Annotated in this window: 12 protein-coding genes and 1 pseudogene; 7 read left to right on the plus strand and 6 right to left on the minus strand. The window is 44.7% G+C overall.

All coding sequences use genetic code 11. The features are described from left to right. The 3 genes and pseudogenes from H6G17_RS35025 to dnaB all read left to right on the plus strand — a co-directional run. Positions 1 to 144, plus strand: a pseudogene (locus H6G17_RS35025) (photosystem II q(b) protein); the annotation flags it as partial. Positions 145 to 546: 402 nt separating this feature from the next. After that, complete coding sequence (gene rplI, locus H6G17_RS30725) at positions 547 to 1,005, plus strand: 50S ribosomal protein L9 (RefSeq protein WP_192162299.1); 459 nt, start codon at positions 547 to 549, stop codon at positions 1,003 to 1,005. Positions 1,006 to 1,167: 162 nt separating this feature from the next. Beyond that, on the plus strand, positions 1,168 to 2,523 hold the full coding sequence (dnaB, locus tag H6G17_RS30730; protein WP_192162301.1) for a replicative DNA helicase: 1,356 nt from the start codon (positions 1,168 to 1,170) through the stop codon (positions 2,521 to 2,523). A 137-nt stretch (positions 2,524 to 2,660) separates the two neighbouring features. On the opposite strand, the gene H6G17_RS30735 is transcribed toward dnaB, so the two are convergent. Both H6G17_RS30735 and H6G17_RS30740 read right to left on the minus strand, forming a co-directional pair. Beyond that, on the minus strand, positions 2,661 to 3,209 hold the full coding sequence (locus H6G17_RS30735; RefSeq protein WP_192162303.1) for an FKBP-type peptidyl-prolyl cis-trans isomerase: 549 nt from the start codon (positions 3,207 to 3,209) through the stop codon (positions 2,661 to 2,663). A gap of 115 nt (positions 3,210 to 3,324) precedes the next feature. Next, positions 3,325 to 3,648, minus strand: coding sequence for a phasin family protein (locus H6G17_RS30740; protein ID WP_015155970.1), 324 nt, complete (start codon positions 3,646 to 3,648; stop codon positions 3,325 to 3,327). A gap of 235 nt (positions 3,649 to 3,883) precedes the next feature. On the opposite strand from H6G17_RS30740, the gene H6G17_RS30745 reads away from it, so the two are divergent. Genes H6G17_RS30745 through H6G17_RS30760 form a run of 4 tightly spaced genes read left to right on the plus strand, consistent with a single transcriptional unit; the run spans position 3,884 to position 6,097 of the window. Beyond that, positions 3,884 to 4,192, plus strand: a complete 309-nt coding sequence (locus H6G17_RS30745) for a TIGR03792 family protein (protein WP_106546990.1) — start codon at positions 3,884 to 3,886, stop codon at positions 4,190 to 4,192. A 12-nt stretch (positions 4,193 to 4,204) separates the two neighbouring features. After that, complete coding sequence (locus tag H6G17_RS30750; protein ID WP_192162305.1) at positions 4,205 to 4,570, plus strand: zinc ribbon domain-containing protein; 366 nt, start codon at positions 4,205 to 4,207, stop codon at positions 4,568 to 4,570. After that, positions 4,563 to 5,561, plus strand: coding sequence for a threo-3-hydroxy-L-aspartate ammonia-lyase (locus tag H6G17_RS30755; protein ID WP_192162307.1), 999 nt, complete (start codon positions 4,563 to 4,565; stop codon positions 5,559 to 5,561). Before H6G17_RS30750 ends, H6G17_RS30755 begins: the two co-directional genes overlap by 8 nt. Beyond that, positions 5,558 to 6,097: a GNAT family N-acetyltransferase gene (locus H6G17_RS30760; RefSeq protein ID WP_192162309.1), complete on the plus strand. Its 540-nt coding sequence runs from the start codon at positions 5,558 to 5,560 to the stop codon at positions 6,095 to 6,097. The genes H6G17_RS30755 and H6G17_RS30760 overlap by 4 nt, the downstream gene beginning before the upstream one ends. Here the strand turns inward: H6G17_RS30760 and nblS are convergent. The 4 genes from nblS to H6G17_RS30780 all read right to left on the minus strand — a co-directional run bounded on the left by nblS (position 6,094) and on the right by H6G17_RS30780 (position 11,649). Next, the gene (nblS, locus tag H6G17_RS30765; protein WP_192162310.1) at positions 6,094 to 8,067 is read right to left on the minus strand and encodes a two-component system sensor histidine kinase NblS; all 1,974 of its coding nucleotides are present in this window, start codon (positions 8,065 to 8,067) and stop codon (positions 6,094 to 6,096) included. The two genes, H6G17_RS30760 and nblS, sit on opposite strands and share 4 nt — an antisense overlap. Before the next feature lie 125 nt (positions 8,068 to 8,192). Further along, positions 8,193 to 9,581, minus strand: a complete 1,389-nt coding sequence (gene purD, locus H6G17_RS30770; RefSeq protein WP_192162311.1) for a phosphoribosylamine--glycine ligase — start codon at positions 9,579 to 9,581, stop codon at positions 8,193 to 8,195. A 77-nt stretch (positions 9,582 to 9,658) separates the two neighbouring features. Then, the gene (locus H6G17_RS30775; protein WP_192162312.1) at positions 9,659 to 11,092 is read right to left on the minus strand and encodes a deoxyribodipyrimidine photo-lyase; all 1,434 of its coding nucleotides are present in this window, start codon (positions 11,090 to 11,092) and stop codon (positions 9,659 to 9,661) included. Positions 11,093 to 11,169: 77 nt separating this feature from the next. Beyond that, complete coding sequence (locus tag H6G17_RS30780) at positions 11,170 to 11,649, minus strand: Uma2 family endonuclease (protein ID WP_192162313.1); 480 nt, start codon at positions 11,647 to 11,649, stop codon at positions 11,170 to 11,172. Positions 11,650 to 11,759 lie beyond the last annotated feature (110 nt).

Consider the following 11,759-nt stretch of genomic DNA (forward strand, 5'->3'; position numbering starts at 1 on the left):
GTTGACTCTCAAGGACATGCGATTGGCACATGGGCAGACATCCTCAACCGCGCTAACCTGGGTATGGAAGTAATGCACGAGCGCAATGCTCACAACTTCCCACTCGACTTAGCTGCTGTCGAAGCTCCTTCCCTCAATGGCTAATTCGCCCTTCTAACGAAAAAGCGCCTCCCCGAAAAGGGGGGCGCTTTTTGCTTTCTCTAAGTCTGGTAAGGGCAGATTTACAGAGATGTTTAAATTGAGCAATAAATATGGTTGGCGAATCCACCCTTACTTGCATTGATCTCTACAATTCAACTAAAATAGTAAGTCTTGCCCTAGCTCCATTAAAGATGAGTCTGGAGACGGTAGCAGAGGTAAGAGCCTTTTCATACCGTCGGTCGCGGCTCAAGGCTAGAAACCTATTGGTACAGGTACTCTACCCCCTCTTATCTTTCTCTGGTAGAAGGATGATAGGGGGTAGTCCGGTGCAAAAGATTGGTTTGGTATCCTATCTTCAGTAGTAACCGCGATCGCAGAAAAATATTTAAGTATACAGGACAGCTCATGGCGAAACGAGTGCAATTAGTTTTAACGCAAGACATACTCAAGCTAGGCAAAAATGGCGACCTAGTTGATGTAGCCCCTGGCTACGCCCGCAATTATTTGCTGCCTAAAAAAATGGCAGTACCAGTTACATCTGGAGTTTTAAAGCAAGTCGAACGTCGTCGAGAAGTTGAACGGCAACGACAATTAGAATTAAAGCAGCAAGCACAAGAATTGAAAGCGGCTTTAGAAAAAGTTGGCAGTTTCACCATTGCCAAGCAAGTAGGAGAGAAAGAAGCGATTTTTGGTACGGTGACAGACCGGGAATTAGCTACCTTAATTCAGCAAGCGATCGGTCAAGAAGTGGATCGTCGTGGTATTACCTTACCTGACATTGGTAAACTCGGTACTTATAGAGCCGACGTGAAGTTGCATCAAGATGTGACAGCAACGGTAGAAGTGAAGGTTGTAGCAGAGTAATGAGTGGTGCGTAGTGAGTGGTGCGTGAGAAGAATTTATATTTACCTTCTCCTGGCTTCTGACTCCTGAGTCTTAGCGTACCAATTACCAATTACCAGTTATCAAAAAGATCGGGTAAAAGTAGAGAGAGCTTCTTGAACTTTTGCCTGTTATTTTTTATATATGTACAATAATCAACAAAAATTTGTCAGTGATGGTGTCGATCGCCTGCCACCTCAAAATGTTGAGGCAGAAGAAGCGATTCTAGGTGGTATTCTACTCGATCCCGAAGCAATTGGTAGAGTGAGCGATCGCCTAATTGCAGATGCCTTTTATATTGATGCCCATAAAGAAATTTATCGCGCCGCACTGCAACTGCACGCGCAGGGTAAACCTACAGATTTACTATGTGTTGTTGGTTGGTTGAGCGATCGCGAACTCCTCAGTAAAATTGGTGGTAAAAGCAAATTAGTCCAGCTGGTAGACCGGACGGTTTCTGCAATTAATATTGATGCTTTAGCTGGCTTGGTGATGGATAAGTATCTGCGCCGCCAATTAATTACATCAGGAAATGAAATCGTCCAACTAGGATTTGAGACAGATAAAGAGCTAGCAACTGTCCTCGACCAAGCAGAACAAAAGGTTTTCGGCGTGACTCAGGAACGCCCGCAGCAGAAATTAGTGTCAATTTCCGATACTTTAATCTATACCTTTCAAGATATTGAGAGTCACAATCAAGGCATTGCCCAGCCTGGGCTATCGTGTAACTATTACGATCTCGATGCAATGACGGGCGGTTTCCAGCGTTCCGACTTGATTATTATCGCTGGTCGTCCGGCAATGGGAAAAACCAGTTTTGCTCTCGGTTTAGCGCATAACATTGCGAGACTGCACAAGTTTCCTGTCGCAGTATTTAGTTTGGAAATGTCAAAAGAGCAGCTGGTACAGCGCTTGTTGTCCAGCGAAGCGGGAATTGAGAGTCAGAGGTTGCGGACGGGAAGAATTGCTCAGAATGAGTGGGAATTATTGTCTCACGCGATCGGCGAACTGTCAGATTTACCGATATATATTGACGATACGCCAAACATTACCGTGATGGAAATGCGTAGTCAAGCTCGTCGCCTGCAAGCAGAAAAAGGTAAAGAATTAGGTTTAATTCTGATCGATTATTTGCAATTAATGGAAGGTAGCGGCGATAATCGCGTCCAAGAATTATCAAAAATCACGCGATCGCTCAAAGGATTAGCGAGAGAACTCAACGTACCAATTATTGCCCTTTCTCAGCTCAGCCGTAGTGTAGAAGCCCGGAATAGCAAACGCCCGATGATGTCAGACTTGCGAGAATCGGGTTCGATCGAACAAGATGCGGATATCGTAATTATGCTTTACCGCGATTCTTATTACAACCCCGACTCTCCCGATCGCAACATTGCCGAAGTCATCATCGCCAAACACCGCAACGGTCCCACCGGAACTATCAAGCTATTATTCGATCCAAACTTGACCAAATTTGTGAATTTAGCCAAGCAGAATTTTTAAGCAGAATTTTTCAATTGTCATTTGTCATACCCTTTGGGAAGGGCTATTCTTCGAGAAGCCACCCTTCGGGTGTCTACGCCCTACGTCATTGGTCATTTGTGTTTGCCAATGACCAATCACAAGTGACCAATGACTAATTAATTAACCTTCAACAACTCCACGTCAAAAATCAGCGTAGCGTTGGGAGGAATAACGCCACCCGCACCGCGTGCGCCGTAACCTAATTCTGGGGGAATAACGATTTGGCGACGTTCGCCTACTTTCATCGTGCTGAGTGCTTCATCCCAGCCTTTAATTACCTGTCCCGTACCAACTTTAAACGAAAAAGGCTGACCGCGATCGCGAGAGCTATCAAACTTAGAACCATCTTCTAAAGTTCCTGTATAGTGAACTACGACGGTTTGACCTTTTTTCGGCATTTCTCCGCTTCCCTCTTGGAGGACGGTGTATTTCAGCCCAGAATCAGTTGTGATTGCTTTATCGTCAGACATTGGAGTTACCTTATTTGGTGCAGTTGGGGTTTGCGTTGGCTTCTGGGCTATAAGCGTGCTGGATGTGGCTTGAGTTGATGCTTTAACAGATGTAGTTTCAGCCAGAGCGTTATCTTTCGCTCCTCCTACCTGAGCTAGCACCAAAAGCACGACGCAAACTAATGTAATTCCCACGCTGATGAGAATTTCTTTCAAAATTAGACCCTCCTTCAGCTATGCAAGTGCGTCACTACTATATCTTGTAATGAGTGGTCATTGGTCATTGGTCATTCGTCATTGGTGAGTACAAATGTCCAATGACAAATGACTCTTATCGCCACATCTTATTTTCCAAATCGCGGATTTGACGCTCTAGGCGATCGATCCGTCCTCGTAACTCGTCCATTTCTGACTGACGGGGTACGCCAAGATCCTGCATGACATTGCGGATCTGCCGTTGCAACTGCGCCTCAAAAGTTGTGGGATCGATCTTGAGCTGCTGCATCATGTTGTCTACAAACACTTTGGCTTGGTCAGAATTCATTTTGCCATCCTTGACCAATTCATCGCTTACTTCCCGCAGCTTCTCAGCCACAAGGGAAGTTGTACCGACACCGAGCATCAATAATTGTTTAATCCAGTTGTTATTATCCATCCTGCTATCCAGTTAGTTAAAGGAATTTATCAACAAGTTGTAGGGGCGGGTTTACCAAGTGACTTTGTGACTTACAGAGATTTCAGGTGAACCTGCCCCTGCCCCTGCTCCCTGCTCCCTACTCCCTACTCCCTACTCCCTAAGCTATGCTAAAAACATGTCACCCCAACTCCTCCTGTTATATTCTGGCAAATTTGGCGATCGCCATCCTTTCGAGCAGTAGAGAAAAAAGCGCGTGGTTATTGAGTTTCTCAAGTTTAAAGTCACTCCTGAATTAAGGGAGAAATTTATCCAAAAAGATGCAGAAATTTGGACGACTGCACTATCTGGCTATCCTGGATTTCTCAGTAAAGAGGTTTGGATAGAACCTAATGTCCCAACGGAGGTTGCGATGATTATTCGTTGGGCAACGCGAGAGCAATGGAAATCTATCCCTACCGAGCAACTCGACAAGATTGATGCTAAGTTTGCCCAGCAGATGGGGAAAACCTACGAGTTGATTCAGTCATCCGAGTATCAAGTCCGCAAGTTTCCTCAGTCGTAATTGCTTTGTACCATGCCTACCTGTCCCCGTTGCCATCAAACAGTTGACTCTCAGGCGGTGAGCTGTCCTTATTGTCGCACGCAGCTGAAAGCATTCGGTCATCCAGGCATTCCCTTGCACCGCACTACAGGTAAAGAACCTTTGTGTGAAACCTGTACTTACCATTTAGATGATAGCTGCACGTATCCCCAGCGTCCATATGCGACAGAGTGTACGCTTTACCAAAACATCGGACAAAAACGACTGGAGGAGGAGCAAAGACAAAAAAGTAGGAGTCCTGCTGTTGGGTTGCAAAATTGGCTGAAGCGCAATCAATCTTTGCTGTTAATTCTAGGGTTGTTATTAGTCTGTTTCCTTATCGCTTTGAGTCATGTCTAAAACAGAAGCTCCCATCGACACCAATATTGTCACCTTTGCAGATATCGAGGCAGCGCATCAACGTTTAGCAGGTGTTGCTAACAAAACTCCCGTAATGACTTCCAGAACGGTAAACAAACTGACGCAAAGACAGGTGTTTTTTAAGTGCGAAAACTTTCAACGGATGGGAGCGTTTAAATTTCGGGGGGCGTATAATGCATTGTCGCAGCTCTCAGAACAACAAAAACGGCAGGGTGTACTCACATTTTCTTCGGGAAATCACGCTCAGGCGATCGCGCTTTCTGGTCAGTTACTCAACATTCCCACTACAATTGTTATGCCCAAGGATGCGCCAGCTGTGAAGTTAGCAGCAACGCAGGGTTATGGTGCAGAGGTTTTGTTGTACGATCGCGCCGAAATGACAAGGGAAGAGTTAGCAGCAGAACTATGTCGGGAACGCCAACTCACTTTTATTCACCCCTACGACCGTCCTCAAGTTATCGCCGGACAGGGTACAACTGCTAAAGAATTAATCGAAGCAGTGGGAGAATTAGATTTACTCTTAGTTTGTTGTGGTGGTGGGGGTTTATTATCGGGATGCGCGATCGCGACTAAAACACTTTCCCCGCAGTGTAAGGTTATTGGTGTAGAACCGGAAAGAGCAGATGATGCGACGCGATCGTTTTATTCCAAAACTCTGCATACGGTTCGTAATCCCGATACAATTGCTGACGGCGCTCGTACTCCGTCTTTGGGAAAAATTACTTTTCCTTTAGTATTGAAATATGTAGATGACATGGTGACAGTTTCGGAAGATGCAATTAAACACACCATGTATTTTTTGTGGGAGAGAATGAAGATTGTCGTCGAACCCACAGGAGTATTAGCTGCAGCTGCTTTATTAGAAGGTGTTGTGACTGTACCAGGGGCAAAGGTTGGCATAATTATCAGCGGTGGAAATGTGGATTTGCAGCAAGCTGGAGCTATATTTTCTGCTTTAAACCAGCAATGATTATAAGAGAAGCCAATCTACACGACGTACAAGCGATCGCACGGGTACATGTGGATACTTGGTATACGACATATAAAGGAATTCTCCCAGAATCATCTCTAGCTAAAATTTCCGATCGGCAGCGAGAGATTGCTTGGCAAAAAATTATAGAAGATACTATGAGTAGCAGCCAATTTGTTGATGTAGCTGAAAATGATTCGGGACAAATTATTGGTTTTGCTAATGGTGGAAAAGAACGCACTAGCGATCGCACCTACAAAGGTGAATTATACGCTATCTACATTTTAGAAGCATACCAGCGTCAGGGAATTGGTTACAAATTAACTCTCTATGCTGTAAATAAACTATCTGAATTGGGTTTTGACTCGATGTTAGTTTGGGTACTAGCAGATAACCCTGCCTGTAGATTTTATGAAAATCTTTGCGGACAAAAAGTATATGAAAAGCAGATTGAAAGAGGCGGGGTGATTTTAAAGGAAGTTGCCTATGGATGGCAAAATATAACAACTATATGCGATCGCATTTCATCGCGTTAAACTACATGAGCGGTTGTATCAATTGTAGTTTCAGTTGAAATTTCTACTTCTGATATGCCAATATTCTTATTACTATGTTCTTGAAATATTGCTAGATCGAACCAGAAAGTTGTCCCGACACCAACCTCACTAACCAAATGAATGTTGGCATGATGCTTGTCCATAATATTTTTCACAATAGAAAGTCCTAATCCAGTTCCTTCTAAAGTGTGTACGCGGTTTTCCACGCGGAAAAAGCGATCGAAAATAGCTGCTTGATCCTCTGGATCGATACCAATTCCTGTATCAGAAATTTCAATTCTCACCTGGGGAGATACAATGCGATCGCCGCTCGCAGGCTCCATTTTATACGCCCGGATCGCTACTTTTCCACCTTGCTGAGTAAATTTAAGTGCGTTCCCAACTAAATTAGTAAATACTTGAAGCAATAAGTCGTAATGTCCGAAAACTTGTGGTAGTTCGGGTTCGATTTGCTGAATTAATTCAATTCCTTTATCTCTAGCATTCAATTGATAATTCCGCAAAGTTTGTTCGACTGCTTGTGCCAAATCTACCCCTTCAAAATGATAGATTCGACAAGAAGATTCTAAACGAGATAAGTCTAAGACATCATTAACCAAACGAGTGAGACGATCGGTTTCGTTATTTGCAGTTGCTAAAAATTCCCGCTGTTCTTCGGTGCTGAGGTTTTCACCGTAGTCGTGAAGGGTTTCAATATAAGTCTTGATATTAAACAAAGGTGTGCGTAATTCGTGAGAGACGTTGCTGATAAATTGGCTTTTTGCCTCATTCAGTTCAACTTCGCGAGTAATGTCTTGCACTGTCATAGCAATTCCCTTAATACTTTCTCGATGTTGGTCGAGAACGGTAGTCAGAAGAATCCGAATCGTGCGCATAGTTGGCTGAGAAAGCAGAATTCTAAACTCTGCACTTTCGCTTTCTCCCCTTGCTATCTTGTATAAAGGGCGATTTAATTCTGCTTGCACTGAGATTGGTAGATGATTTAAGACGCTATCTCCAATGACCTCTCCATTTTCCCAGCCAAAAATCCGTCGTGCTGTGGGATTAACTAAAATCACTTGCATATTGGTGTCAAGCAGGATAGCACCATCAGCAATAGTAGAAACTAAAGTTTCTAATTTAGCTTTCTCGGCAGTGAGTTCTTCGATATTTTGTTCTTCATAACGCTCTAAACGTTCTGCCATTTCATTAAAACTAAAAATCAATTCCTTGAGTTCTCCTCCCAAAGGCAGATCGATCCGCTGTTGAAAATTGCCAGCTGCGATATTTTTCACACCCGTCAATAACTCTTTAATTGGTTTGGTAATCATGAGAGTATTGAAGACAGCACCCAAAATGACCATGACCCAAATTGACACGAAAACAGCAATTGTTACATCGCGGGTGAGATTGGAAGAAGTGACAACTGTAGGATTTGGGTTGATTCCAATTGCCAAAACGCCCAAGTATTTACCTTCATGGTTGAGCGGAACGAAAACATCCGTGACTTCCCCATCCGGCGTTCGGTGTTGTCGCACCATCGGCAATTCAGAATTAGCGGCGTAATCTTCTGGTAGCTGAATCCGGCGCTCAATTGTCAGTGAAGTTTGTACGGCTGGTTCCCAAAAAGGAATTCCAAAAAAGATTTTTCCTGCTTCGTCGGCATAGAGCATGTAGCGCACGCTAGAAGTGCTGCTGTAGAAGCGTTGAGAAAACTGAGCGACTTCGGTGTAATTATTCTCCGCTACCAGAGGGGCAACGTTAGAAGCAAGTAACAACCCCAAATCACGTCCGAAGCGGGTTTCATTTACCCTTGCATCCACTTGAATCGTGTTAACTGCCCAAAAAGTGAAACCACTGACAATTAACGAAACCACCAGCGTCGCAGCAGCCATCAACTTAGTTGGCAGAGTTAGCTCAAACCACCAACGGGCGATCGCTTCTCGGATTGTTTTTAACGGCGCTAACATTTGAATAAAAATTGGTATTTTATAAGTCCTTTGTTCTAAGGTAAAGTTTTTCGACTTAAAAGACAAAGAGGGGAGTCGTAGGGGCGCACAGCAGTGCGCCCGTACAGGAGTCGGGTAGAGGCTAATTACGAATTCCGAATTCTGTAGCCGATGTCGCGGCGATAGTAGATGCCGTCAAAATGGATTTGGGCGATCGCATCATAAGCAAGGGCGATCGCTTGCTCGAAATCTTCTCCTACTCCAGTTACGCCTAAAACCCTTCCCCCATCTGTAATTACGGGAGTCGGAAGTCGGGAGGAGCCAGTTGCGTGCGGGGGTGTCCCCCGTTGAGCAAACTGGCGTTCGGGAGTCGGGAGTTGGGATTCTCTCAGTCCCCCTTGTCCCCCTTGTCCCCCTTGTCCTAGTCTGGTTCCAGCATGAAATACACAACCCCCCGAAGCCTCGGCTGATTCTATTCCTGTGATGACATGACCTTTTTCATATGCACCTGGATAGCCTTTGGCGGCGGCGACAACACAACAGGCGGCTCCCGGCTTCCAGGCGATGGGAGGCAATTCACCTAGTTTTTGCTGACAACAAGCCACGAGTAACTCTTCTAGGGGGGTTTCCAGTAAAGGTAAAATAGCTTGGGTTTCAGGATCGCCAAAGCGACAGTTGAATTCTAGAACTTTAAATTCCCCTGTAGGAGCAATCATCAAACCTGCATATAATACGCCCCGATAATCGATGCCTTTAGAGCGTAAAGTGGCGATCGCAGGTTGTAATACTTCTCGTTCGATCCTTGCCATTAACTCTGGTGTAACCAGGGGCGCAGGGGCATACACTCCCATTCCGCCCGTATTCTCGCCTGTATCCCCTTCTCCGATGCGTTTATGGTCTTGGGCTGGTAGTAGGGGACGAATCGTTATCCCGTCTGTCAATGCCAATACAGACGCTTCTTGTCCTACTAGACATTCTTCAACCACGACAAACTTACCCGCGTCGCCAAATTGCCCCGCGAAAATCGCTTCTAGAGCTTGATGTGCCTGTGCGACTGTTTCGGCTACGATTACACCTTTACCTGCGGCTAATCCGTCAGCTTTGACGACGATAGGCGCTCCTTGTGCGGTGACATAATCTTTAGCAGCAGATTCCTGGGTAAATACAGCAGCCTTAGCTGTGGGAATGCCTGCTTCCTGCATCAAAGCTTTTGCCCAGGCTTTACTCGCTTCAATTTGCGCCCCAGCTTTGGTAGGACCAAATACCATTGCGCCTTGAGCTTGGAGATAATCTGTAATTCCTATAGCTAGAGGAACTTCTGGACCCACTACCACGAGATCGATCCCCTGTTCTCGGACTACTTGACCGATCCGTTCAAAATCATCCACAGAGTAGGGCAAGTTTTGACAGCGTGACAGCGTTGCCGTTCCTCCATTCCCAGGGATACACAATACTTGTTCTACCTGGGGCGATCGCAACAAAGCCCAAGCGATCGCGTGTTCTCTGCCCCCATTACCTACGACTAAAACTTTCACTGCTTTCCTCTAATGCTGCGATCGATTATCTCGTATTGTGGGGTTGGAGAATTGTAGAGACGTTACATGTAACGTCTCTACAATTCTTTCTGCTGTTGATAAATAACTTTAAACTGTCGCTGTTGGATTTTATGATCCACGATTGGATTAGGATAGTCTACGGCAGCGCGATCGCGTTTTGAAATGTTTCCACTTAATAATTCTTCGGTATCAAAAGACCGCAGTTCTGGCAGCCACTCGCGAATATATTCTCCTTCAGGATCGAATTTTTGGGCTTGACTAGCAGGGTTGAAAATTCTAATTGGTTTGGGGTCCATGCCACTTGAAGCACTCCACTGCCAACCGCCATTGTTAGCTGAAAGATCGCCATCTATCAGTCTTTGATAGAAATATTTTTCTCCCAATCTCGGATCGATGAGTAAGTCTTTGGTGAGAAAATTGGCGACGATCATGCGACAACGATTATGCATCCACCCAATATTATTCATCTGTCGCATTGCTGCATCGACAATTGGATAACCCGTTCTGCCTTCACACCAAGCTTGGAAATATTCCTCGTTATTTTCATAAGGAAAATTCTTGAATTGTTGTCGATATGCGCCTTGTTCGAGTTCGGGGAAATGATACATGGCGTGTTGATAAAATTCTCGCCATGCAAGTTCCTGCTGCCAAGCGCGAATACTCGTCTGTGCTTCATCGCTACGAGTATTTTCCATTGCCTCAACTGTAGCAGCCCAAACTCTACGAATACCGATCGCGCCAAATTTTAACGCTGCACTGAGTTGAGATGTCCCATCATTAGCGGGAAAATTCCGCTGTTCTTTATACTCTTCGATCGCTCGATGGCAAAATTGTTCTAATCTCTCTCGTGCAGGTGTTTCCCCTGGTTCGATAACTAAACCATTCTCCCAATTAAATCCTAAATCTTTGGCTGTAGGCAAGGCGATCGCACCTGCTTGTTTTGCAGTTTGTAATTCCTGTTCCGTCAACCCTTCTACATCTTGTAATGCTTGTGCGGGTGAGGCTTTCGGTTTGCTACTCCAGTTGCGCCAGAAGGGAGTAAATACGGTGTAGGGTTGGTTAGAACCAGTAAAAATATCATCTGGGGAGTGTAAAATTTGATCCCAATTTTCTTCTAAGACTTGGATGCCTTTTTCTTTCAAGGTTTCGACGACAGCGCGATCGCGTACCTGAGAATATGGTTCTACATCCCAGTTCCAGAATACAGCTTTTGCGCTCAGGGCATTAGCCAGCGCTGGAATGGCTTCACGGGGTTCGCCTTGCAAAATTAACAACTGGCTGCCAACTTGGGCGTAACGCTGCTGTAGTTGTTGCAAACAGCCTATCATGTACGTTACTCGTACGGGAGCGACATCATCCCGTTCTAAAATATTGGGGTCAAGGCAGAATACTCCCACTACCCTTTGAGTTCGTTGCCTTGCCGTAGCTAGTCCAGTGTTGTCAGAAATCCGTAAATCGCGACGATGCCAGAAGAGGATGAGATCAGACATTCACAGTTACTACTTAGTTCACTCGTACTAGCATAAAGGTTTCTGCTACCAGACAGCATCAATCCACTGGATGTTTTTCAGATTCCTTCTCCAAAGGCAATTATTTCAGCTACTGCTAAATTGAGATCGGGAAAAAATTGAGATTTAAGGCGATCGCTACCTGTAAAACTCTCAAAGCGGTATTCTTTTTCTGCCACGATGCTGTCAGAATTTACTAGTTGTCCGATAGAAATTGTCGGTTGCAAGATTTTTGGATTGCGTCTATTTGGATATCTATCGAGATGAAATAGCGGATCGATAATCCATAGTTCTTGTACGCCAAAAGCAGCATACCAAAGGGGGTTATTTCTATAGTCATCTTCCCAGTTGGTACTAACAATTTCAATTGCAATGCTAGGCAGTTCTCTCAGTACTGCTTCTATCTGAGTTTGTCGATTCCAATCTTCGCGTTTGATTACAATTAAGTCAGGCTTGCGAGTATCTTTTCTACCCAGTACGAGTACTGGTTGGGGATGAACCAGTAGCCCCAGGTTAGCTCTCTTGCTTTCCGTTCTCAAAGTAACTAATAAGTAAGTAGACAGGAAAATTTACAAGTATGTAACAAAAAATTAATTAGACTGATTCGAGTGAAATTTAACACGCCTGGTACTATAGTTTCCTCTTTCTC

Origin of the sequence: Chroococcidiopsis sp. [FACHB-1243] (assembly GCF_014696895.1) — a bacterium.
Classification (GTDB): Bacteria; Cyanobacteriota; Cyanobacteriia; order Cyanobacteriales; family Chroococcidiopsidaceae; genus Chroococcidiopsis.

Bases quoted from the DNA above. Each gene is read 5' to 3' on its own strand.
- rplI (WP_192162299.1), top strand. From the start codon at position 547: ATGGCGAAACGAGTGCAATTAGTTTTAACGCAAGACATACTCAAGCTA.
- dnaB (WP_192162301.1), top strand. From the start codon at position 1,168: ATGTACAATAATCAACAAAAATTTGTCAGTGATGGTGTCGATCGCCTG.
- H6G17_RS30740 (WP_015155970.1), bottom strand. From the start codon at position 3,648: ATGGATAATAACAACTGGATTAAACAATTATTGATGCTCGGTGTCGGT.
- H6G17_RS30750 (WP_192162305.1), top strand. From the start codon at position 4,205: ATGCCTACCTGTCCCCGTTGCCATCAAACAGTTGACTCTCAGGCGGTG.
- H6G17_RS30755 (WP_192162307.1), top strand. From the start codon at position 4,563: ATGTCTAAAACAGAAGCTCCCATCGACACCAATATTGTCACCTTTGCA.
- H6G17_RS30760 (WP_192162309.1), top strand. From the start codon at position 5,558: ATGATTATAAGAGAAGCCAATCTACACGACGTACAAGCGATCGCACGG.
- nblS (WP_192162310.1), bottom strand. From the start codon at position 8,067: ATGTTAGCGCCGTTAAAAACAATCCGAGAAGCGATCGCCCGTTGGTGG.
- H6G17_RS30775 (WP_192162312.1), bottom strand. From the start codon at position 11,092: ATGTCTGATCTCATCCTCTTCTGGCATCGTCGCGATTTACGGATTTCT.